This window comes from Pseudoduganella sp. R-43 (assembly GCF_049913255.1).
Lineage (GTDB): Bacteria > Pseudomonadota > Gammaproteobacteria > Burkholderiales > Burkholderiaceae_D > Rugamonas.
The window spans coordinates 825,891-847,679 of the sequence record NZ_CP183988.1; the positions used below are offsets into that span (position 1 = coordinate 825,891).

The window sequence follows — 21,789 nt, forward strand, 5'->3', positions numbered from 1 at the left end:
AAGGACTACGAATGAAGATCCTGAATCAGGAAGAGACCAAGCGCATCTCCGACAAGGTCATGTCGCTGAGCAAAGCCGATGAGTGCATCGTCACCATCAACGGCAGCCGCACCGGCAATATCCGCTATGCGCGCAATGCCGTGTCGACTGCCGGCCTGGTGGAAAATACCCAGCTGTCCGTGGCGGTCGCCTTCGGCAAGAAGCAGGGCACGGCAGTCATCAACGAGTTTGACGACAAGTCGCTGGCGAAAGCCGTGCAGCGCGCGGAAGAACTGGCAAAACTGGCGCCGGAAAATCCGGAGTTCATGCCGACGCCGGACAAGCAGGCGTTCAAGGGCTCCGACACCTTCAGCAAGTCGACCGACGCGATCAATCCTGAGTACCGCGCGCAGGTGGCGGCTTACAGCATCGAGGCCTGCAAGAAGAAGGGCCTGGTCGCTGCGGGCTTCTTTACCGACCAGTCCTCGTTCGAGACAGTCGCCAACTCGCGCGGCGTGTTCGGCCACCAGTCGCAGACCGGCATCGACTTCACCTGCACCGTGCGGACCGAAGACGGCCGCGGTTCGGGCTGGGTGCGCCGCGATGCTCAGGACGTCAATCGCTTCGATCCGCGCGCAGCGGCCGAAGTGGCGATGGAGAAGGCGATCCGCTCGGCAGAAGCCAAGGCGCTGGAGCCTGGCCGCTATACGGTGATCCTGGAACCTGCCGCGACTTCCGACCTGCTGGCGTTCATGTTCAGCAGCTTCGACGCGCGTTCGGCCGACGAGGGCCGCAGCTTCCTGGCCAAGAAGGGCGGCGGCAACCGCATGGGCGAAAAACTGTTCGACGAGCAGGTGAACGTGTGGGCCGACCCGTGGGATAAGGATATTCCTGTGCTGCCATGGGATAACCAGACCTTGCTGGCGCGCGAGCGCATGGACATCATCAAGAACGGCAAGATCGCTTCGTTGAACTACTCGCCGTTCTGGGGCAAGAAACAGGGCCAGCGCGCTGTAGGCCAACCGGGCAATATCATCATGTCCGGCGGTTCCAAGTCGACCGAGGAACTGGTTGCCTCGACCAAGAAGGGCATCCTGGTGACCCGTACCTGGTATATCCGCATGGTCGATCCGCAAACCGTGCTGCTGACCGGCCTGACCCGCGATGGCACTTTCTACATCGAGAACGGCAAGATCAAGCACCCGGTGAAGAACTTCCGATTCAATGAAAGCCCGGTGACGATGTTGAACAACATCGAGGAACTGGGCCGTCCGGAAGTGCTGGCCGGCGACGAGTCGCAATTCCAGCTGCTGATTCCGGCCATGAAGGTGCGGGACTTCAACTTCACCTCTTTGTCTGACGCTGTATAGGAAACCGAAGAGCGCAGCCGCCGCGCCACAAAGTGTCAGACCCTGTGGGTCTGACACTGCTTTACCGGTTTAAAAATGGAGCAACACATTGGAACGCAGATCCTTCCTGAAAGTCGCCGCTGCCGCCGGCGGCACCATGCTGGTCCCCGTCTTCGGCAACGCCATCGCCGCCGAAGACCTGATGAACCCGATGGCCCGCAAGTTCAAGAAAGAACTCGCCGACGCCGCGCTGAACGCCGCCACCAAGGCCGGCGCCAGCTACTGCGACGTGCGCATTGGCCGCTACCTGAACCAGTTCATCACCACCCGCGACACGCGCGTTGAAAACATCGTCAACACCGAATCGACCGGTGTCGGCGTGCGCGTGATCGCCAATGGCGCCTACGGCTTCGCCGCCACCAACGCGCTGACAGTCGACGCCGTCGCCGACGCCGCGCGCCAGGCAGTGGCCATTGCACGCGCCAACGCGCGCCTGCAGGCCTCGCCGGTGCAACTGGCGCCGGTCAAAGGCGTGGGCGAAGTCGCATGGCAGACGCCTTTCAAGAAGGATTGGCGCGAAGTGCCGATCAAGGAAAAGGCCGACATGCTGCTGGCCGCGAACAAGGCTGGCCTGGATGCCGGCGCCTCCTTCATGACCGCCAACCTGTTCCAAGTCAATCAGCAGAAATACTTTGCCTCGACCGACGGTTCCTACATCGACCAGGACGTACACCGCCTGTGGGCGCCTTTCACCGCGACTGCAGTGGACAAGGCAACCGGCAAGTTCCGCACCCGCGACGGCCTGTCTTCGCCGGCCGGCATGGGTTACGAATTCTTCGACGCCAAGCCGGAGCACAAGGTGCGCGCGGCAGGCGGCGTGACGCAGTTGTACAACGGCGGCTACGACATCATCGAAGACGCCAAGGCCGCCGGCAAGCAAGCGCGAGAAAAGCTCTCGGCCAAGTCGGTCGAGCCAGGCAAGTACGACCTGGTGCTGAGCCCTGAACACCTGTTCCTGACCATTCACGAGAACGTCGGTCACGCAACGGAACTGGACCGCGTGCTAGGCTATGAAGCCAACTACGCCGGCACCTCCTTTGCGACGCTGGACAAGTGGAAGAGCAGGAATTTCAAGTACGGTTCCGACATCGTCAACATCGTGGCCGACAAGACCACTCCCGGTTCGCTGGGCTGTGTGGGCTACGACGATGAAGGCGTGCCTTCGAAGAAATGGGACCTGATCCGCAACGGCATCCTGGTGAATTACCAGGCCACGCGCGACCAGGCGCACATCATCGGCGAGAAGGAGTCTCACGGTTGCTCATATGCGGATTCCTGGAGCAGCGTGCAGTTCCAGCGCATGCCCAACGTCTCGCTGGAAGCAGGCAAGAAGCCGCTGTCGGTGGACGACATGGTCAAGGACGTGAAAAAAGGTATCTACATCCTGGGCCGCGGTTCCTATTCGATCGACCAGCAGCGCTACAACTTCCAGTTCGGCGGCCAGTTGTTCTACGAGATCAAGGACGGCAAGGTCGGCCAGATGCTGAACGACGTGGCATACCAGTCGAACACCCAGGAGTTCTGGAACTCTTGTTCGGCCACCTGCGACCAGCGCGACTGGCGCATGGGCGGTTCGTTCTTCGACGGCAAAGGCCAGCCAAGCCAGGTCAGCGCCGTGTCGCATGGTTCCTCGACCACGCGCTTCAACGGCATCAATGTGATCAACACTGCCCGCAAGATTGACTAAGGACGCGATAGATGAAACTCCTGAGCAAAGACGAAGCAAAAAGCATTTGCGACAAAGTGATGGCCATGTCCAAGGCCGACGAGTGCCGCGTCAACCTGAGCGGAAGCCGCAAGGGCAACGTGCGTTACGCCAACAACAGCGTTTCCACTGCCGGCCTGATTGAAGATACGACCTTGGTGGTCAGCGTCGCTTTCGGCAAGAAGCAAGGTTCCGCCACCTGCAACCAGTTCGACGCCAAGTCGCTGGAAGCGGCCGTGCGCCGCGCCGAGGAAATCGCGCGCCTGGCCCCGGAAAATCCGGAATTCATGCCGGCCGTGGGCAAGCAGGACTTCAAGGCCAGCAATACCTTCAACCGTAATGCCGAGGCATTCAATCCCGAATACCGCGCAGATGTGGCCTTCGCCAGTATCGCCGCCGCCAAGAAGGCCGGCTTGCAGGCGGCGGGCTTCTTCAACGACAGCATTGGCTTCGACTGCATCGCCAACTCGAACGGCGTGTTCGGCTTCCAGGAACTGGGCGGCCTGAATTTCACCGTGACCACCCGCACCGACGACGGCCGCGGTTCGGGCTGGGTCAATCGTGCCGCCTACGATCCGAAGGCATTCGATCCGCGCGCGGCATCCGAAATCGCCATCGAGAAGGCCTTGCGCTCGGTGGACGCCAAGGCCTTGGAACCGGGCCGCTATACCGTGGTGATGGAACCTGCCGCCACCAACGACCTGCTGAATTTCATGTTCAGCGCCTTCGATGCGCGTTCGGCCGACGAAGGGCGCAGCTTCCTGTCCAAGAAGGGCGGCGCCAATCGCCTGGGCGACAAGCTGTTCGACGAGCAGGTGAATGTGTGGACTGACCCGTGGGATGCCAATGCACCGGTGCTGCCATGGGACCAGGGATCGATGCAGGCACGCGCGCGCCGCGACCTGATCAAAGGCGGCGTGATCACCTCGCTCGACTACAACCGCTACTGGGCGCAAAAGCAGAAGAAGGAAGCGACTCCGCCGGCGGGCAACATCATCATGGCGGGCGGATCGAAGTCGACCGAGGAACTGATTGCTTCGACCAAGAAGGGCATCCTGGTGACCCGCACCTGGTATATCCGCATGGTGGACCCGCAATCGGTGGCGCTGACCGGCCTGACCCGCGACGGCACCTTCTACATCGAGAACGGCAAGATCAAGCACCCGATCAAGAACTTCCGCTTCAACGACAGCCCGGTCTCGATGCTGAACAATATCGATGAACTGGGGCGTCCGGTGCTGATCGGCGATACCGATGCGCGCAAGCTGATGATCCCCGCCATGAAGGTGCGGGACTTCAACTTCACGTCGCTGTCCGACGCGGTCTGAGGAATGCCCGCCTACGATTTCTACTTCACGCGCCTGACTTACGAGTCGGGCGACTGGGATGTCGATATCCGCATGCCGAGCAATGTGCTCAACTCCCTGGTCGAATACACGACCCTGAAGGTTGATCCCGTTGAACGCATCGTCGCGCTGTCCGATCCGAAGATGCTGGAGGCGCCGTTCTGCTACCTGGCCGGCCATAAGCTGGTGCAGTTCACGCCTGCCGAGCGCAAGAACTTCGAGCGCTACGTGCGTGGCGGCGGCTTTGTTTTCGTGGACGACTGCAACCACGACATCGACGGCTTGTTTGCGAAATCGTTCGAGGCGGAAGTGGCCCGCATCTTCGGCCCGAAAGCACTGCACAAGATTCCCAACAGCCACCCGCTGTATTCCGCGTTCTTCAAATTCGACGGACCGCCGAATACCGGGATGGAGTTGAATGGCTGGGGCGACGACCTGGTGCACGACTACCTGAAGGCCGTGGAATTCGGCGGCCGCATCAGGCTTTTGTATAGCAATAAGGACTATGGCTGCGAGTGGGATTACGACTTCCGCAACAAGCGCTGGCTGGCAATCGACAACACGCGCTTCGCAGTCAACATCATTCAATACGCGTTGGGAGCATGACCGTGGCTGAAAGCGGCTGGAGCGAAAACGAGATCGGCGTACTGCACGCCAAGGTGAAGGCACTGAAGGCGAGCATGGGTCGCGTCATCATCGGCCAGGAAGAGGTAATCGACTCGCTGGTCATCTGCCTGCTGGCCGGCGGCCATGCGCTGGTGGAAGGCGTGCCGGGCCTGGGCAAGACGCTGCTGGTGAAGTCGCTGGCGCAGGCCACCGACATGGAATTCCGCCGCGTGCAGTTCACGCCGGACCTGATGCCGTCCGATATCGTCGGTACCGAGATCCTGGAAGAGGACCATGCGACGCGCAAGCGCGAGTTCCGTTTCCAGCAAGGGCCGGTGTTCACGCAAGTGCTGCTGGCGGACGAAATCAACCGCGCGCCGCCGAAGACGCAATCGGCGCTGCTGGAAGCGATGCAGGAACGCTCGGTGACCTTCGCCGGCCAGACGCATAAGCTGCCGCGCCCATTCTTCGTGCTGGCGACGCAGAATCCGATCGAGCAGGCAGGCACCTATCCGCTGCCTGAAGCGCAGCTGGACCGCTTCCTGCTGCATATCGATGTCGGTTACCCCACGGAAGACGAAGAAATCGCGATGGTATCGGCCACCACGCACGCCGGCTTGAAGGATGCGGAGCCGGCGATGGATGTGGAAACCTTGCTGCGCCTGCAGGCGCTGGTGCGCGATATCGAAATCGGCGAGCACCTGCTGCGCTACGCAACGCGCCTGGTGCGAGCCACCCGTCCCCGCGAGACGAGCGTCGAAGCGGTGAAAAAGCACGTCGGCTGGGGCGCAGGACCGCGCGCGGGCCAGGCCTTGGTGCTGGCCTCCAAGGCGCGTGCATTGATGCAGGGCCGCCTGGCGGTCACCCGCGAGGACATCGGCCACATGCTGCTGCCGGTGCTGGCGCACCGTGTCCTGCGCAATTTCGAAGCGGAAGCTGACGGCATTGCGATTGCCGGCATCCTGGCCGCACTGCGCGACGCAATCAAGCCCGAATAAGCATGCTGGAAACACCCGCGCTGCTGGCGCACTCCGCCGACCTTGAGCTGGTGATCCGCCATGTGCTGGCGGGCCTCGGCCATGGCATTCATGCGGGCCGCGAACGCGGCGCCGGTGTGGAGTTCTCCGAGTACCGTGCGTACGCGCCCGGCGACGAATGGCGGCGTGTCGACTGGAAGCTGCTGGCGCGCGCCGACCGCTATTATGTGCGCGAGGCGGAGCGCGACAGTCATGTCGCGACCTGGCTGGTGCTGGATGCGACCGCCTCGATGGCAGAGCCAAGCCGGCGTGTCGATGGCTTGAGCAAGTACTGGTATGCGCGCACGGCGCTGGCTTGCGTGGCGGCCATTGCGCAGCGCCAGGGCGATGCCTTCGGGCTGCTGGTGCTCTCTAACGGAAAGGTCGAATTCACGCAAGCTTCGCGCGGTCCGCGCCATCTGCAACGCGTGCTGGCGGCCCTGCAACGCGCCACGCCGTCCGGCGGGCTGCCGGATACCGAAACCCTGCGCGCAAGCCTGCACTTCGCGCGTTCGCAAAGCATGGTGTTCGCTGCAACGGACGCTTTGGACTGGCCGTCGCCGCTAAGCGAGGCGGTGGTGCGCTTGCGTCATATGCGGCATGACGTGCGCCTGCTGGCCTTGCGCACCGAAGCCGAAGTCGAAGCGGATTTCGCTGCCGGCCACGCCTATCGCGATCCGGAGGAGGGCGCTCGCCTGCATAGCTTTACCCGCGCCGACCGCGACAATTACCGCAAGGCGCTTGACTCCCACTTCGGTGCCGTGCGCACCGCATGTCGCCAGCATGACGTGCCGTTATGCGAAGCGCAGATTGAACAAACTTTGGGCGAAGTCCTGCGGGCATGGTTGAGGAATCCGGAGGCGCGCAGGCCATGACCAGCATGCAGCCTTTCTGGTGGCTTGCCTTGCCGGTGCTTTTGCTGCCGGTGTGGTGGCATATGCGCAAGCGCGAGCGCACGCGCACCGACATTCTCGCCACTGCGCGCTTCCTGCCTGCAGCAGCGCCACAACAGCAGCGCGTGCTGCGCTGGTCGGACGTGTTGCTCCTGCTGGTGCGGATGGCATTGCTGTTTATGCTGCTTGCCTGGCTGGCGGTGCTTGTCATGCCGTGGAAGGGCGACACGGTGTTCATCGACCCATCGCTCGAATCCTCGCCGTGGGCTGCGCAACAGGTGCAATCGGCTGGCATGGGCGCCGCTGCCCGCGAGCCGCTGCCCGCCGACCTGTGGACCTGGCTGGCCCGTAACGAACACGAATGGCGCCCGGAGGCGCGCTTCCTCATCCTTGCTCCCCGTGCCGCCATGCCCGCGCTTCCCCCGCGCCTGGCCCACGCAGCAGAGCTCCGCCTCGCTCCTTCCGCCATCGCCGCCCAGCCGCCCGTCGCTGCCGTTGCGACGCCCCGTAAGCGCCACGTCGTCGTGTCCGCGCCAGCCGAGCGCCTGCCTCGCTGGCAAGCGTTGTTTGCTGCCTTCAGCACCGCCGCCGACGGCGCCAATCTCTACCTTCTCTCCGACACCCCAACCACGGACACTGAGCTGATAGTCTGGGACCATTCAGGCAACGAACCTCCAGCCTCATGGAAGGCCCCTCTCTGGTGGCGCACCGCCGTCACTAACGGGCAAACGCAAACCCCGGAGGGCCTCGCCTGGACCGCCCCGCAATGGCCATTGCATGACGTCGATGCAGCCCGCGCACTTTACGAGCGCTGGCAAGCAGCAACTGCGCAGATGTCACCTTACCCAATGCCCGCGCAAACCCTGAAGGCCGGGCGCAAAGAACCGCTAGCCGCACCGCTGGGCCGTTCACCAGAATGGCTGGCGCTCGCCTTGCTGGCGCTGTTCGCAATCGAAAGGATCCTCACCCATGCCCGCCGCCGCTGACCACCTGGCCAGCGTGCGCCAACGCATGCTGGATGCCCTGATCCGCCGCCGCATCTCCAGTTGGCTTTTGCCGCTGCTGCCCGCAGCCGGGTTGGCTGCAATAACGCTCGCAGGTACCTTTGCTGCAAAGCTGCTGACGCTGACCATTCCGCTTGCACTGGCAGGAGCCGCCATGCTCTGGGCGGCGATTGACTTCGCGCTCTGGCGCAAGCGGGTGGATGCCCAATTGTCGTCCTGGCTGAACGACGCGGTTCCGGAACTGGAGGACAGTAGTGCCATGCTGGCCGCTGCCCCGGACACGCCACTCGGCCGCCTGCAACACAATCGCCTGATCGCGCGGGTCGGCCAGGTACTCGACGATGAGCGCTTGCGCAGCATCGCAATGCAGAAAGCCCGCTTCAATGCGATTCCGCTTGCCCTGGCAGCCGTGGCGGCCGCCGCTGCATGGGCCTATGTCGCAGCGCATAGCCCTCAGTACGCGCCGCCCGCGGGCACCGGTGCGGCAGCGCCGGCAGCCATCGCGGCAGCCGGCATAAGCCTGCACGCCGAGCCTCCGCCGTACACCGGCGTGAAGCCAAGTGAAGGCGCGCCGCGCGACCTGCAGATTCCCCAGCACAGCAAAGTGCGCTGGTGCGCGGTCAACGCCGATGCCATCATTGAGCTTGGCGACGGCCAGAATTTGCGGGCGACGGCGGGCCGCTGCGCTGAATGGACCGCAAGCGATTCCATCTTCTGGCGTAGCCGCCATAATGCCAGCCAGCGCTACACAATCCGCGTCACGCCTGACCAGGCCCCGCAAGTCGCCATTGCCGCGCCGAACGAATCGGTCAGCGTCCTGAAGCCCGACGCCCAAAGCGCACAGCTCAGCGTCAGCGTCAGCGACGACTACGGGGTCGTCAAAGCAACCCTGCATATGACCCTCGCGCGCGGAAGCGGCGAAAACATCCGCTTTACCGACAAGGAAGCTCCGCTTCCCGCTTCGTCCGATCCGCGCAAGCGCAGCTGGAACAAGCAATGGATGCTGAAAGAGCTCGGCATGGAGCCCGGTGACGAACTGTATTTCTTTGTGCGCGCCAGCGACAACGCTCCGGTCCCGCATGTTTCGCAATCGCCAACCTACACGTTGCGCCTGCCCGGCCAGCAAGGCGAAGCACTCGAATCGACTGCCCTGCCATCGATGGTGAAACCGGAAAACCTGCGCAGCCAGCGCCAGATCATCATCGACACCGAACAACTGGTGGCCGACTCGCCGCGCCTGGGCGCCGCAGAACTGCGCGCCCGCAGCGAGAAGATCGCCGGCGACCAAGCCAAGCTGCGCTTGCGTTATGGCCAATTTCTTGGCGAGGAGTCTTCCCTGTTCGGCGACGAAGAACACGGCGATGGCGATGGCCATGAACACGGTGGCGCCGGCACCCAGGGCCCGGGCGGTTTCGGCACCGGAAATATCGCCGCCCAGTTCGGCCACGCCCATGACCAGGAAGGCAACGCCACCATCTTCGATCCGGCCACCAAGGAAGTCCTGCGCCGCGCATTGCGGGCGATGTGGGACGCCGAAAAGCAGCTTCGCGCCATTGCACCCAAACCGGCCTTGCCGCCGGAGTACAAAGCGCTTGGGGCGATCAAGGAACTGCAGCAGGCGGAACGCGTCTACCTGCACCGCACAGCCTTCGTGTCGCCGGCCATCAAGGAAGAAAAGCGCATGAGCGGTGAGATGACTGGCGCGGCCAGCTACCGCCGTGCGCAAGGCACGGCCAACGAATTCGTGCCGGCCGATGTGCGCGAACTGGTGCAGGCCCTCGGCGGAGATGGCGCGCTGCCCTCACTGTGGACCAAGGCTGCGCGCGAAGCAGTTGCCCGCATCAAGGATGAAGAACTACGCCTGTCGGCGCAAGCCGCCGTGCAGGATGTGGCTGATGGTTGCCAGTCATGCCGTGCCCAGTTGCGTGCCTGGCTGCGTGCGACCGTGCAGCAGCCGGCAGTGCTGTTGCAGGCACGCCCGCAAGCGCAGACAAGGTTTGGCCAGGCATTGCAAGGGAAGGGCGCGCCGTGAACGTGGATATCAACTTCCTGTACGGTGGTGCGGTGTTAGCCGGCACGGCAAGCGCCTTGCTGTACTCACGCAAGAAGCGCTGGATAGACGCTGCCTTGGGCCTGGCGGCCGGCGCCTCGCTGGCGACCCTGCTTGCCGCCCCCGCTGCTCCTGCTGGCGGTGCGCAGCCAATAGTCCTGGCGACAGCAAGTGCTTCGCCAGCGGCACCGGACGATCGGTTGGCGGAGGCGCTGGCACAGATGCCGTCGGCGCTTCGCGATACCCCTGTGGAAGTGCAGGGCCAGGGCCTGTACGAGGCGCAATGGCGTGACATGCCCGTACGCCCTATCCAGTGGAAGCCGGCACAGGACGGCCTGCTTTGGTTGGACTTTCCACGCTCCCTGCCGCTCGGCCGCAGTTTCGCGCTGACCGTGCGGCGCGATGCCCCGCAGGCGGGCTGGCGCTTGCAGCTGCTGGCTGAAAATGGCCAGGTGCTGGCTGAATCGCGCGCCGCGGCTGCGGCAGACACCTTGACCGTGCAATGGCAACCGCCCTTGGCTGAATCGATGGTCTTGCAGGCGCGCCTGCTCGACAAGGATGGAAAGACCGCTGCGCAAGGCCCGGTGCCGCTGCGGGTTCTGGACGCCGTCCCCTTGCAGGTGCAGGGCCGCTTTGGCGCTGCGTCCTTTGACGCGCGCGTGCTGTACCAGTTGTTGACGGACTCCAACGCCATCGTCGATTGGCAAACCACGCTTGGCAAATCGCTGACGCGCAACGAAGAAGCACGCGCACCGCTGACGCATCCCAACATGCTGGTAGCCGATGCCGCCTGGCTTGAACGCGGCGGACTGCGTGGTGCGCTGGCGCAGGTTGCTCAAGGCTTGCCGCTGCTGGTCCTTGGCGGCAATGCAGACGATGCAGCGCTGTGGCAGCGTGAGACTGGATTGAAGTTGTCGGCGCAGTCGGCCACCACGGAGCAGGAAGATACGCGCCACCTACCATTCGCAGGCGCCACCCTGGCGTTCGCTCCCGGCGCACAAACGCCGATGGCCAGCGGCGCCTGGCAGCCCGTCGCGCGCGACAAGGACGGCAAACCCTGGTTGTGGCAGCGAGACTGGCAAAAAGGCCGCATCCTGTGGCTGGGCGTTCGCGACTGGCACCGGCACGCCATCAGCGAGCCGGCGGCTCTCGGCCAGTGGTGGCAGCAAGTGATCGACTTTGCCGCGTCGGGCAGCGAGCAGAAATTGCGCTGGCTTGATGCCGACCCAATGCCGCTGCCAGGCTTGCGCACTGAAATTTGCGCGCAAGGCGTGGCGACGGGCGGCGCTGTCACGGTGGGGCAGGAGGCCCTGCACTGGCAGGCCCGCAGCGAGCGCGCGGATTCGGCGTGCGTTGCACTGTGGCCGCGCGGTGCTGGCTGGTTACCGGTACGCACCGGCCAGGCGGAAAGCGCAGTCTACGTGTACGCTGCGCAAGACTGGCCGGCATGGCAGGCTGCGCTGCGGCATGACGCGACTGCCCGTTACGTTAGCCGCAGTGCACAGCCGATTGCCGGACTGGGTGCGGTCGATGCGGCCACGCTGCGTACCGGCGAACCGCAACCGTGGCCTATTGCAGTGCCGCGCTGGATGCCTGGCCTTGCGTTTGCCTTCTGCATGTTGCTCCTGTGGTGGCGTGAACGCCGCTGAACCGCAAGCTGTGCTAATGTCATCGCATGAAAGCGATCGACGAATTCCGTGCCAGGCCGGGCCTGCGCCTACGCGACAAGGATGCGAAATCGGACAGCAAGCCCGATCGGGAAATGCTGGACAAGATGTTGGACGACATCTCCGACCTGCAGGAGATGTTGTACGCCGAGCGCAAACGCAAGCTGTTGATCGTGTTGCAGGGCACGGATACCTCCGGCAAGGACGGCACCGTGCGCCACCTGTTCAGCAAAATCAACCCGATGGGCTTGCGCGCCGTGGGTTTCCGCGCGCCGACCGAGATCGAAGCCGCGCACGACTTCCTGTGGCGCATCCACCGCGAAGTACCCAAAGCCGGCGAGATCGCGGTCTTCAACCGCAGCCATTACGAAGACGTGCTGATCACGCGCGTTCTCGGCAAGATCACGCCGCAGGAATGCAAGCGTCGCTATGCCCAGATTCGCGACTTCGAACGCATGCTGGCCGAAAGCGGCACCACCATCGTCAAGCTGTTCCTGCACATTTCAAAGGATGAGCAAAAAGAACGCCTGCAGGAGCGAGTGGACGATCCGCACAAGCACTGGAAGTTCGACCCCGAAGACCTGAAGCAGCGCGAACTTTGGAAGAACTACCAGAAAGCCTACGAGGATGCGATTACGGAGACCGACGCCGGCCATGCGCCGTGGTACGTGGTCCCCTCGGATTCAAAACGCTATCGCAACGAAGTCGTTGCCCGCCTGCTGCTGGAAACCCTGCGCGGCATGCGGCTCGACTGGCCGCCGCCGGACAAGCGGCTGTTGAAACTCAAGGTTCGCTAGCCCAGTCCCGCACATAAGCCGGCGCCGCGGCCTTGCACTCCGGATCGGTGACCGGCGCGGTGCGCCATTGCACGAACGGCAGTTCGCCCGCCCAGGCAGCGATGCCCATGTCTTCCTCGTCGTCGTTTGGCCCGCCGCTGCGCACCTTGCACGCCGCTTCCGCCAGCGGGATCCGCAGCACTGTGGTGGCAGCATGTTCCTTGTCGTTGCCGCCGCGGACCTCGAGGCGGCGGCCCGGCGCCAGATGATCCATGAAGGCATCCAGCGTGCGGCGCTGCTCCGTCTCGTCGACCGCTTCGAAGCGGCCGTAGATCATTACCGAGCGATAGTTCATCGTATGGTTGAAGGCCGATCGCGCCAGAACCAGGCCGTCCAGGTGGGTGATGGTGACGCAGGCATCCTGCGCCATCAATTGCTTCAGCATGCGGCTACCGTTGGAGCCATGGATGTACAGGTGGTCGCCTTCGCGCCAGCAGGCGGTCGGGATGCAGTGCGTGCACTGCCCGTCGCTGAAGGCGATATGGCAAATGTAGGCGGCATCGACGATGGCGCGCACAAGGTCGGGTTCATAGGCGGCGTTGGCGGCGCCACGTCGCACGCGGGTGCGGTCGGATGGGGGAGGTGTTGTATTCATGGCATCGGACTATAATGTCCTGCTGGCCCCTGTAACAGGTCCAGGGCTATGCAAAACCATGGAGCCACGATTGGACTACTCGCTGCTGATCTCGAACTTCACCGCCAGCCATGGCCACCACGGCTGGCCGCGCCAACGCCTGCTGCACGAATGCCTGCGCTCTGCCATCCGCGACGGCACGCTGGCTCCCGGCACGCGCCTGGTTGCCACCCGCGCGCTGGCAGCGGAACTGGGCGTGGCGCGCAACACGGTGCTGTACGCCTACGAGCAGCTCACCAGCGAAGGCTATGTGGTGACCGACCGCAGCGGCACCATTGTTGCCGCCGTGGCGCCTGCCCGGCAGCAGCAAGCCAGCGTGGTGGTCCCGCACAAGGGCCTGTCGCAGCGGGCGCAGAACCTGCGCCACAGCACCGCTTCTGCCGCCAGCGGCACGCCCTTCGTGCCGGGCGTTCCCGACCTGCCAAGCTTCCCGATCGGCCTGTGGCGCCGGTTGCTGGAGCGCGCCTGGCGTTCGCTGCCCACCGACAAGCTGAATTACGGCGACCCGTGCGGCGAACCGGTGCTGCGCGAAGCCATCGCCGACTACCTGCGCGCCTCGCGCGGCGTGATCTGCGAAGCGGCGCAAGTGTTCATCACGGACGGCAGCCAGAGCAGCCTTGACCTGTGCGGACGCGCCTGCGCCGACGCCGGCGAAACGCTGTGGATGGAAAACCCCGGCTACGGCGGCGCCATGGCCGCCTTCCGCGCCGCCAGCCTGAAGCTGGAGCCGATCGAGGTCGACGAGGAAGGCATCGCCCCGCGCTCCGAAGACTGGAAGGAGCGCCCGCCGCGCCTGATCTACACCACCCCTTCGCACCAGTACCCGACCGGCACCGTGCTATCGCTGGCGCGCCGCATGGCCCTGATCGACGGCGCACGCGCCTGCGGGGCCCTGATCATCGAAGACGATTACGACAGCGAATTCCGCCACGACGGCCCGCCGCTGGCATCGATGCAAGGCTTGCAGCCGGACGCCCCGGTGCTGTACTGCGGTACCTTCAGCAAGACCATGTTCCCCGGGCTGCGCATCGGCTACCTGGTGGTGCCGCCGTGGCTGGTGCAGCCGCTGGCGACCATGCGCCAGCAATCGGCCTCGCGCGGGCGCGCCGCCGACCAGCTGGCACTGGCCGAATTCCTGCGCAGCGGCCAGTTCGCCCTGCACCTGCGCCGCATGCGCCGCGTCTATCGCGAACGGCGCGACGCCCTGGTGGAAGCGCTGGACAGGCACCTTGGCAGCATCGCCAGCGTACAGGGCGCCTCGGCCGGCATGCACCTTGCGCTGCGCTGGGAAGACCCGCGCCTGTCCGACGTGGAGATCAGCCGCCGCGCCCTCGAGCAGGAAGGCATGATTGCCAACGCCCTCAGCGTGCACGCCGTGGCCGGCCAATGCAGCTGGCGCGGACTGGCCCTGGGCTATGGCCAGGTCGATCCCGCCGGGGTAGATGCGCTGGTCAAGCGCCTGGCCGGTGTCATTCATTTAACGGCCTACGAAAATTTTTACCGAAAGTTCAAATAGTTGATCGAAAACCTGCGCCGCTTGTTTTTAGAATGAAGTAAATCTGGCCTGACCAGATGTAGTCAAAAACAAAAAACGAATACTGGGGCGCAATGAATCAACATTTCCTGAAGCTGCGGCAGAATTTCAAGGCCGACATGATGGCGCGCTACGCCGTCGACGAACAACTGTTTGACGAAACCAGCCAGTGCATCGCACCCCTGGCCGTGCCGTTTTCGGTGCGCCGCGGCGAGCTGCTGCAGCGCGTTGGCCAAGCCTCGCGCGACGTCTTCTGGCTGACCGGCGGCGTGGCCCGCGTGGGCTATGTCAGCGAAAGCGGCAATGAAGTCACGATGCGCTTCGCCACCGAGAGCCATATCGCGAACGCCTATGAAGACTTGCTGGAGTTCCGCGGCGAGCTGCCGGCGCGTTCCTTCATCGTGGCCGAGACCTCGGTGCAGGGTTTCCGATTCGACTGGGAGCAAATGAGCGTGGCGCGCAGCCAGCACCCGGTGCTGACCGCCTACATGACGCGCCTGCTGGAGTTTGCCGTATGCAGCCAGGCGCGCCGCTTCATCACGCACACCGCTTCGAGCGCCGAAGAGCGCCTGGCCAATTTCAGGGAAGAGTATCCGAACCTGGAACGCCGGATTTCGCAGAAGGTGCTGGCATCCTACCTGCAGATCACGCCAGCCTACCTGTCGCAGCTCATGCGCCGCGAACAGGAAGCCGCCTAGCGCTCCTGCTGCTCCTGCTCCTGGCGCAGCAGGGTGGACATGTATTGCGGCGTAATGCCCAGGAAGGAGGCCAGCGATTTCTGCGAAATACGCTGCTCCAGTCCCGGGTATTGCTCGCGGAAAGCCGCCAGGCGGCAGTTGGCGGACGTCATGCTGCGCACCAGGCAGCTTTGCGAATAGCGGCGGATCGAGTGCTCCGACACCTTCAGGTAGTACTCGCGCATGATGCTGTGCTCTTCGCGCAGGCGGGCCATGGTGGCCCATTCCACGCGGATCGCCGTCACCGGGGTCTCCGCAATGATGAATTCCTGGGCCGGCTGGCCGTCCTGGGCCGCCAGCAAGTCGTGGTGCGATCCGCAGGTATCGCCTTCCGCCGAAAACGCCATCGTCACATCGGCGCCATCCTGCGTGATCATGCCGCGCCGCGCCACGCCGCGGTAAAGCCAGTAAGCCACGCTGGCCGGCACGCCCGCGCGCTGCAGGTATTCGCCCTTGCGGAAATGTACCTCGACCACGTGCGGGGCGAGAATGCGATTGAAGGCATCGAACATTTCACGCGATACGCCGATGCGGCTCATCGAGTATTCGCTGAATTCTTCTCGCTGTTTTAGGAATGCTTCGGACATTGCGGCAACTCTTGGTCTTTATGACAATATTGTTTCTTGCCTGAAACCACAGGCCCCGCAATATAAACCACTGAAAGACGCCGGGCAATCCCGCCGTGACGACTGTTGCGTCCTACCAGTTAAATTTAGTAACTACTTGATAATCTTCAACTATTTAAACAGGAAACGCGCGCGCATGTAGCTATACTACGCGTTGGCCATCCAGTCGCGCATGCCGTCCACCCAGGGACGGGCATTCAGGTTAAGCGATTTCCTGATTTGGTTGGCGCGATCGTACAACAGTGAGAAATCGATCGATGGCGAACGCTTGAAAGCAATCACCACGATGTTGGCGTCGTGCACTTCCGGCAGCCACACCACCGCGTCGAACACCAGTTCCATGTGCTGCAGGTTCTTGGCGTAATTGTCGAAATCGCCAAATACATTGGTGGTCATGATGCCGTCCGGGCCCAGGCAGTCGAAGCAAGCCTGGTAGAACTCAGGCGTATCGAGCACCGGGCCGCGCGCTTCCTCGTCGTACAGGTCGACTTGCAGCACGTCCACCGTGCCATGGTTGCGCCGGTCGAGCACGAAGTCCATGGCATTCATCTGGCGCACCTCGAGCCGCTCGTCGTTCGGCGGCAGGCCGAACTTCTCTTCGCAAATTGCAATCACGTTCGGATTGAGTTCAATGGCGGTGACGCGCGCCTTGGGGAATTGGCGGTAGCTGAACTTGGTCAGGGCCGCGCTGCCCAGGCCGAGCTGGACAATATGGCGGGGAGCGGGAATGAATAGCGTCCACATCATCATCATGCGCACGTATTCAAGCTCGATCATGTCGGGCTTGGACAGGCGCATGGCGCCCTGCACCCAGGACGTACCCAGGTGCAGTGAACGGACACCTTCGAACTCGGTGATGGTGGCGGGAGGAAAACCAGGCTGGTCGAATCTACGGGAAGTCATGGCCGTAAGTTTACCAGCCCGGCGCTCAAGCTTCCCGGCGGCGCCTGCAGGCCGCTGCGCCGGCCACGCCGAGCCCCGCCAGCAGCAGGGCATATGCGCCCGGCTCCGGCACCGCGCTGATGTTCAGCGTTCCCGAGTAGCTGGCCGAGGCGGGCGTGAAACTGGTGTCTTCAAAATTCACGTAGCCGAAGACACTCAGTTCCAGTGGACCCGAGATCACGGTCGGCAACAGGAAACCGTATTCGAAGAGACCCGGACCGATCAGGCTCAAGGCGTTGCCATTGACGTAGGCGGCGGTGAGGGTGACATCGGTGTTCGGGCTGAAGCCCAGGGTCACCAGGCTGGCATCGACCGAATAGGTGCCGGCGCTGGGCGAGAAATAGAAGGTATCAGAGAAGGCTCCCTGTTCCAGGTGGGTCACGCCGAAAGCGGCGGAAAGTTCGGTGGCGCTGCCGCCGAGGTTGACGTTGGTAACAACGTTGTCGGCCTGCACCGCCGTGGCGGCCAGTGCAAGCAGCATACCCATGGCTGTCTTCATGGTGTTCTCCTGAAAGCGCAGGCGAGGCGCCTGCACATTCCAAGGTAGGCCGCACCGCTACTGTTTGATCTACATCAAAGCGGAAGGATGATTGCCACCGCAAGACCGCCACCATCGCGGTTGGCCAGCGCGATGCGGCCACCATGGGCTTCGGCGATCTCGCGCGCCAGCGCCAGGCCGAGGCCGGTGCCGCTGCGCTTGGTGGAATAGAATGGCACCAGGGCGTTGGCCAGCACCGCCTCGCTCATGCCGGGGCCGCGGTCCTGCACTTCGATGCGCAGCATGCCTTGCTGGCGGCGCAGCTCGAGGCTGACTTCTTCGGGTGGCGAGCCTGACTCGTGGGCATTCTTCAGCAGGTTGAGCAAGGCTTGCTCCATCTGGGCGGCGTCGAAGGCGTGCGCTTCGGCCGGCACTTCGCCATGCAGCTTGAATTGCACCTGGTCGGACAAGGCGGCCAGGAAGGCGCCCCAGTCCTGCTGTTCAAGCCGCGGCGTGGGCAGCTTGGCGAAGCGGGCGTAACCGAGGATGAAGCCCTCGAGGTGGCGTGTGCGTTCCTCGATGGTGGCCAGGATTTGCGGCAAGCGCTCGGTCTGGCCGCGCCGCACCAGTTCGCTGCCCGAATGGGCCAACGAAGTCAGGGGGGCCAGCGAGTTGTTCAACTCATGGCTGATAACGCGGATCACCTTCTTCCATGTCTGGACTTCCTGGCGGCGCAGTTCCTGCGTGAGCTGGCGCAGCAACAGCAGTTCGTGCGGACGGCCATTCAGGCTGAAGCTGCGCCGTGCAAGGTGGAAGACTTCTTCCTCCTCGCTGTCGCCGATGGTAAACAGGCCATCGCCGCCGCGGCCCAGGGCTTCGCGCAGGGCCGGCTGTACGCGCGCCAGCAACTCCGCCAGGCGCAGGCCCTCTAGCTTGCGGCCCTCGTTGACCAGCTGGCGCGCCGCCAGGTTGCCGAACACGATGGCATCGTTGTCGGTAACCAGCAGCATGGCGACCGGCGTGTGCTGGACCATGGTGTCGAGCAGGAGCTCGCGCTGCACCAGGCCAAGACGCTGCTCGCGCAGCACCTGCCCCAGTTCGTTGTGAGCGGCTACCAGGTCGCTCAATTCATCGTTCTGCGGCCAGTGCAGGCTGAAGGAAAAGTCGCCATCGCGGTAGCTGGCAACGGTGCCGGTGAGCGCGCGATACAGGGAAAGCTGGCGCTGCAGCTGGGCGCGGATGGTAATCACCGCCAGCGGTACCAGGCACAGCAGTGAAATGCCAAGCACGATGGTTGGATGCTTCGGCAAGAGCTGGTCCAGCCCAAGCGCAATCAGGATTCCCGTCGCCGTCAGCGTCCCCACCAACGCCGACCACAGAGTCAAAAGCGAAAGGCGCATAGCTTATACGGTCGTGCTCGTGTCACACCCTGGGGTCACACCCCAAGTGTGACACGGGCTCGTCTGCGCACCAGATGGGGTCGTGTCACCTTTGGGGTGTGACCCCATGGTGTGACACGGGCTGGGCCGTAGTGGAGGGCGGCTCATGGGCGGGCGATGCCGAGGCGTTCCATGCGGCGGTAGAGGGCTTGGCGCGAGAGGCCAAGCTCGGCGGCGGCCTGGGCGACCACGCCGCTGGCGCGCTGCAGGGCGCTGACGATGGCGTCGCGGTCGGGTTCCTGCTCGGGACTCGTTAGCGCGCCGTGGCCGTTCATGGTGTTCGCTGGAAGGCCGAGGTCGGGGACGGTGATGGCGTCGCCTTGCGCCAGCAGGCTGGCGCGTGCCATCACGTTCTTCAGCTCGCGTACGTTGCCGGGCCAGCCGTGCGCCAGCAGGGCGGCTTCGGCGTCGGGGCGCAATTGCCGTTCCTGGCCGAGGAAGTGGCGCGCCAGCGGCAGGATGTCGCCGGGGCGTTCGGCCAGCGGCGGCAGGCGCAGTTCAATCACGTTCAGGCGGTAGTACAGGTCTTCGCGGAAGGTGCCGGCGCGGATCATGGCGGGCAGGTCGGCATTCGTTGCGCTGACCACGCGTACCTTCACCTGGCGTTCGCGGTTGGAACCGAGTCGTTCGAAGCGGCCGGTTTCCAGCACGCGCAGCAGCTTCATCTGGCCTGCCAGCGGCAGGTTGCCGATCTCGTCGAGGAACAGGGTGCCGCCGTCGGCGGCTTCAAACTTGCCTTCACGGGCCTTGGAGGCGCCAGTGTAGGCGCCAGCGTCGGCGCCGAACAGTTCGGCTTCGATCAGTTCGGCGGGCAGGGCGCCGCAGTTCAGCACCACGAAGGGGCCTTCGCGCACCGAGGAATTGGCCTGGATGATTTCGGCGATGCGTTCCTTGCCGGTGCCGTTCGGGCCGGTGATCAGCACTGGCACGTCGGCGCGGGCGACCTGGCAGGCGAGCGATATTACACGCTCGGTGGCGGGGTCGTTCCAGACCATATTGTGCAGCTTGTAGCGTTCCAGTTCGCGGCGCTGGCGCAGTTCGTCGCTGCGGTGCTGGTTGAGGGCGCGGTTGGCCTGGCCCAGTTCCAGCAGGTTGCGCACGGTGGCGATCAGGCGCTTGTCGTCCCAGGGCTTGGACAGGTAGTCGGCGGCGCCGGCCTTGATCAGGTCGACGGCGGCGTCGAGGTGGGTCCAGGCGGTCAGCAGGATGACCGGCAGGTCGGGGTGGCGCTTGCGGATGGCGCGGAACAGCTCTACGCCTTCTTCGCCGGAGGTGGTGTCGGCGCTGAAGTTCATATCCTGCACCACCAGGTCGATGCTGGCGCTGCGCTGGTCGAGCAGGGCGAGGCCTTCTTCGGGGGAGGCGGCGTGCAACGCTTCGATGTCGTGCAGCGAGAACAGGACTTCGAGGGCGACTGCGACTGCGGCGTTGTCGTCGATGATCAGTACGGTTGGCATTTTGGCAGGATACATTAAAACCGGTAAACCGGGGTCTGACCCAAGGGTCTGACCCCGAACGGTTTTGAGGTCGGCGGTTGGGTTGGAAGATCTTGACTTTCGACGAAGATCAAAGGCGCAAAACCCAAACCATCGGCAGGCGGGCTGACAGGGTCTGACCCTGTGGGTCAGACCCTGGTTTACCGGTTTAAGCCGAACGGGTCGCCAGCGCCGGCGAGATGGAAGCTGCGCGCCACGCCGGCCCGTACACGGCGGCGATGCCGAGCGCCCAGGAAGCCAGCGCGCCAACCACCATATACTCGGCGGGCAGGCGCGCCAGCTCGAGTTTCGATACCAGCAACTGGTTCAGGGCCAGCGCGCCAAGCAGGCCGCCGACAATCCCGGTAGTGGTGATCATCAGGTTCTCAGTGACGAAGTAGCGCAGGATGTCGAGCTTGCGCGCCCCCAGTGCCCGCCGTACGCCAATCTGCTTGCGGCGCTGCGTGACCCACAGGCTGGCCATGCCGACGATGCCGCTGGCGGTCACCACCATCAGCAGCACGCTGACAGTGATCAGCATCCAGCACAGCGCGTTGTCGGCGCGGTAGCGCTTGACGCGCTCTTCGGACTGGGTGGTGGTGCGTACCACCACTTGGCCGTTATGCAGCTTGCGGATCGCTTCCTCGGCATCCTTCATGGCGCGGTCGCGCTGGCCCGGCTCGGCGCGCAGGGTGTACAGCGAGCGCGAGCTGCCCGTGATGCGGGCCGGTACCATGGTCGACATTTCGCCGTCCTGGCCCATGGCGGCGGACGGGGTCTGCAGCGTGTCGATCACGCCCACCACCGTCACTTCGCGCGCCTCGGCGCCGGTGCCGTAGTACATCTTCTTGCCGACAAAGCTGGGCGCGTCCGGCCACACCTTCTGGCCGGTGGCTTTGGTGATCAGGGCCACGGTGGGGAAGGCCTTGCTGGTGTTCTGGTCGATTTCCGGCGCATCCTGCGGGGTGAAATCGCGGCCGTCGACGATCTTCAGGCCCCAGGTCTTGACCAGCGAGTCCGGCGTCACGTACATGGACGGGCTGGCGTTGCTGCGCTCCTGCTCGCGGCTGGCGGCCACGCTGTTGTAGTTGCCGGAGTTGGACAGCGTGATCTGGTTGGTGTCGGCCACCGAAACGATGCCAGGCACGGCGCGCAAGGCCGCCGCCTGCGCTTTCTGGTTCGCCAGCTGCTGTTCATGGCCGCCCGGGGTGAGCGGTTTCACGCGCAGGTTGAACACTTCTTCTTCATTGGCGATGCCGGTCGGGCGCGCGGCGACAGCCTGGCGCACGCTGACGATGTGCATGGCGTTGGCCAGGATGGCGAGGCTGAGCGCCACTTGCACGGCCACCAGGATCGGGCCGGTCTTGGAGCGCATCAGCGCGGAAAAGATTGGTTTGATTTCCATGGTTATCC

The 21,789-nt window shown here is 64.0% G+C and carries 19 protein-coding genes; 12 read left to right on the forward strand and 7 right to left on the reverse strand.

All coding sequences use genetic code 11. From position 1 onward, the window contains the following. Window positions 1-11: 11 nt before the first annotated feature. The 10 genes from ACN9M3_RS03785 to ACN9M3_RS03830 all read left to right on the forward strand — a co-directional run bounded on the left by ACN9M3_RS03785 (window position 12) and on the right by ACN9M3_RS03830 (window position 12,472). Window positions 12-1,349, forward strand: a complete 1,338-nt coding sequence (locus tag ACN9M3_RS03785) for a TldD/PmbA family protein (RefSeq protein WP_426167693.1) — start codon at window positions 12-14, stop codon at window positions 1,347-1,349. An 88-nt stretch (window positions 1,350-1,437) separates the two neighbouring features. Next, on the forward strand, window positions 1,438-3,075 hold the full coding sequence (locus ACN9M3_RS03790; RefSeq protein WP_426167695.1) for a TldD/PmbA family protein: 1,638 nt from the start codon (window positions 1,438-1,440) through the stop codon (window positions 3,073-3,075). A gap of 11 nt (window positions 3,076-3,086) precedes the next feature. After that, window positions 3,087-4,421: a TldD/PmbA family protein gene (locus tag ACN9M3_RS03795; protein WP_426320643.1), complete on the forward strand. Its 1,335-nt coding sequence runs from the start codon at window positions 3,087-3,089 to the stop codon at window positions 4,419-4,421. Between the two features lie 3 nt (window positions 4,422-4,424). After that, window positions 4,425-5,045: a DUF4159 domain-containing protein gene (locus tag ACN9M3_RS03800; protein WP_426167699.1), complete on the forward strand. Its 621-nt coding sequence runs from the start codon at window positions 4,425-4,427 to the stop codon at window positions 5,043-5,045. Beyond that, on the forward strand, window positions 5,042-6,043 hold the full coding sequence (locus ACN9M3_RS03805) for an AAA family ATPase (RefSeq protein WP_426320645.1): 1,002 nt from the start codon (window positions 5,042-5,044) through the stop codon (window positions 6,041-6,043). Before ACN9M3_RS03800 ends, ACN9M3_RS03805 begins: the two co-directional genes overlap by 4 nt. 2 nt (window positions 6,044-6,045) lie before the next feature. Further along, window positions 6,046-6,936 carry a DUF58 domain-containing protein gene (locus ACN9M3_RS03810; protein ID WP_426320647.1) on the forward strand — a complete coding sequence of 297 codons (891 nt, stop codon included), beginning with the start codon at window positions 6,046-6,048 and terminating at the stop codon, window positions 6,934-6,936. Then, window positions 6,933-7,940 (forward strand): hypothetical protein, encoded by a 1,008-nt coding sequence (locus ACN9M3_RS03815; protein WP_426320649.1) that lies wholly within the window; start codon window positions 6,933-6,935, stop codon window positions 7,938-7,940. The genes ACN9M3_RS03810 and ACN9M3_RS03815 overlap by 4 nt, the downstream gene beginning before the upstream one ends. Further along, window positions 7,924-9,990 (forward strand): DUF4175 family protein, encoded by a 2,067-nt coding sequence (locus ACN9M3_RS03820; RefSeq protein WP_426320651.1) that lies wholly within the window; start codon window positions 7,924-7,926, stop codon window positions 9,988-9,990. Before ACN9M3_RS03815 ends, ACN9M3_RS03820 begins: the two co-directional genes overlap by 17 nt. Continuing rightward, window positions 9,987-11,657, forward strand: coding sequence for a hypothetical protein (locus ACN9M3_RS03825; RefSeq protein ID WP_426320653.1), 1,671 nt, complete (start codon window positions 9,987-9,989; stop codon window positions 11,655-11,657). The genes ACN9M3_RS03820 and ACN9M3_RS03825 overlap by 4 nt, the downstream gene beginning before the upstream one ends. Window positions 11,658-11,683: 26 nt before the next feature. Beyond that, window positions 11,684-12,472, forward strand: a complete 789-nt coding sequence (locus ACN9M3_RS03830) for a PPK2 family polyphosphate kinase (protein ID WP_426167711.1) — start codon at window positions 11,684-11,686, stop codon at window positions 12,470-12,472. On the opposite strand, the gene ACN9M3_RS03835 is transcribed toward ACN9M3_RS03830, so the two are convergent. Then, a complete protein-coding gene (locus ACN9M3_RS03835; RefSeq protein ID WP_426167713.1) occupies window positions 12,459-13,106 on the reverse strand; it encodes a pyridoxamine 5'-phosphate oxidase family protein in 648 nt (215 codons plus the stop codon). The two genes, ACN9M3_RS03830 and ACN9M3_RS03835, sit on opposite strands and share 14 nt — an antisense overlap. Window positions 13,107-13,176: 70 nt before the next feature. Between ACN9M3_RS03835 and ACN9M3_RS03840 the strand changes: the two genes are divergently transcribed. Both ACN9M3_RS03840 and ACN9M3_RS03845 read left to right on the forward strand, forming a co-directional pair. Further along, window positions 13,177-14,661: a PLP-dependent aminotransferase family protein gene (locus tag ACN9M3_RS03840; RefSeq protein WP_426323679.1), complete on the forward strand. Its 1,485-nt coding sequence runs from the start codon at window positions 13,177-13,179 to the stop codon at window positions 14,659-14,661. Window positions 14,662-14,753: 92 nt separating this feature from the next. Continuing rightward, window positions 14,754-15,377, forward strand: coding sequence for a Crp/Fnr family transcriptional regulator (locus ACN9M3_RS03845; RefSeq protein ID WP_426167715.1), 624 nt, complete (start codon window positions 14,754-14,756; stop codon window positions 15,375-15,377). Here the strand turns inward: ACN9M3_RS03845 and ACN9M3_RS03850 are convergent. The 6 genes from ACN9M3_RS03850 to ACN9M3_RS03875 all read right to left on the reverse strand — a co-directional run bounded on the left by ACN9M3_RS03850 (window position 15,374) and on the right by ACN9M3_RS03875 (window position 21,781). Beyond that, on the reverse strand, window positions 15,374-16,003 hold the full coding sequence (locus tag ACN9M3_RS03850) for a Crp/Fnr family transcriptional regulator (RefSeq protein ID WP_426167717.1): 630 nt from the start codon (window positions 16,001-16,003) through the stop codon (window positions 15,374-15,376). The two genes, ACN9M3_RS03845 and ACN9M3_RS03850, sit on opposite strands and share 4 nt — an antisense overlap. A gap of 186 nt (window positions 16,004-16,189) precedes the next feature. Next, complete coding sequence (locus ACN9M3_RS03855) at window positions 16,190-16,945, reverse strand: spermidine synthase (RefSeq protein WP_426167719.1); 756 nt, start codon at window positions 16,943-16,945, stop codon at window positions 16,190-16,192. A 25-nt stretch (window positions 16,946-16,970) separates the two neighbouring features. Beyond that, entirely contained in the window at window positions 16,971-17,483 is a 513-nt protein-coding gene (locus tag ACN9M3_RS03860; RefSeq protein ID WP_426320657.1) for an FxDxF family PEP-CTERM protein, read from the reverse strand. Window positions 17,484-17,557: 74 nt separating this feature from the next. Next, on the reverse strand, window positions 17,558-18,862 hold the full coding sequence (locus ACN9M3_RS03865) for a sensor histidine kinase (RefSeq protein ID WP_426320659.1): 1,305 nt from the start codon (window positions 18,860-18,862) through the stop codon (window positions 17,558-17,560). A gap of 143 nt (window positions 18,863-19,005) precedes the next feature. Continuing rightward, window positions 19,006-20,358 (reverse strand): sigma-54-dependent transcriptional regulator, encoded by a 1,353-nt coding sequence (locus ACN9M3_RS03870; protein WP_426167725.1) that lies wholly within the window; start codon window positions 20,356-20,358, stop codon window positions 19,006-19,008. A 187-nt stretch (window positions 20,359-20,545) separates the two neighbouring features. Further along, a complete protein-coding gene (locus ACN9M3_RS03875) occupies window positions 20,546-21,781 on the reverse strand; it encodes an ABC transporter permease (RefSeq protein WP_426167727.1) in 1,236 nt (411 codons plus the stop codon). Between the last annotated feature and the right edge of the window lie 8 nt (window positions 21,782-21,789).

Coding starts and splice junctions, on each gene's coding strand:
- ACN9M3_RS03785 (WP_426167693.1), top strand. CDS start 12: ATGAAGATCCTGAATCAGGAAGAGACCAAGCGCATCTCCGACAAGGTC.
- ACN9M3_RS03850 (WP_426167717.1), bottom strand. CDS start 16,003: ATGTCCGAAGCATTCCTAAAACAGCGAGAAGAATTCAGCGAATACTCG.
- ACN9M3_RS03875 (WP_426167727.1), bottom strand. CDS start 21,781: ATGGAAATCAAACCAATCTTTTCCGCGCTGATGCGCTCCAAGACCGGC.
- ACN9M3_RS03845 (WP_426167715.1), top strand. CDS start 14,754: ATGAATCAACATTTCCTGAAGCTGCGGCAGAATTTCAAGGCCGACATG.
- ACN9M3_RS03820 (WP_426320651.1), top strand. CDS start 7,924: ATGCCCGCCGCCGCTGACCACCTGGCCAGCGTGCGCCAACGCATGCTG.
- ACN9M3_RS03835 (WP_426167713.1), bottom strand. CDS start 13,106: ATGAATACAACACCTCCCCCATCCGACCGCACCCGCGTGCGACGTGGC.
- ACN9M3_RS03830 (WP_426167711.1), top strand. CDS start 11,684: ATGAAAGCGATCGACGAATTCCGTGCCAGGCCGGGCCTGCGCCTACGC.
- ACN9M3_RS03805 (WP_426320645.1), top strand. CDS start 5,042: ATGACCGTGGCTGAAAGCGGCTGGAGCGAAAACGAGATCGGCGTACTG.
- ACN9M3_RS03865 (WP_426320659.1), bottom strand. CDS start 18,862: ATGCGCCTTTCGCTTTTGACTCTGTGGTCGGCGTTGGTGGGGACGCTG.
- ACN9M3_RS03800 (WP_426167699.1), top strand. CDS start 4,425: ATGCCCGCCTACGATTTCTACTTCACGCGCCTGACTTACGAGTCGGGC.
- ACN9M3_RS03870 (WP_426167725.1), bottom strand. CDS start 20,358: ATGCCAACCGTACTGATCATCGACGACAACGCCGCAGTCGCAGTCGCC.
- ACN9M3_RS03810 (WP_426320647.1), top strand. CDS start 6,046: ATGCTGGAAACACCCGCGCTGCTGGCGCACTCCGCCGACCTTGAGCTG.
- ACN9M3_RS03795 (WP_426320643.1), top strand. CDS start 3,087: ATGAAACTCCTGAGCAAAGACGAAGCAAAAAGCATTTGCGACAAAGTG.
- ACN9M3_RS03860 (WP_426320657.1), bottom strand. CDS start 17,483: ATGAAGACAGCCATGGGTATGCTGCTTGCACTGGCCGCCACGGCGGTG.
- ACN9M3_RS03855 (WP_426167719.1), bottom strand. CDS start 16,945: ATGACTTCCCGTAGATTCGACCAGCCTGGTTTTCCTCCCGCCACCATC.
- ACN9M3_RS03815 (WP_426320649.1), top strand. CDS start 6,933: ATGACCAGCATGCAGCCTTTCTGGTGGCTTGCCTTGCCGGTGCTTTTG.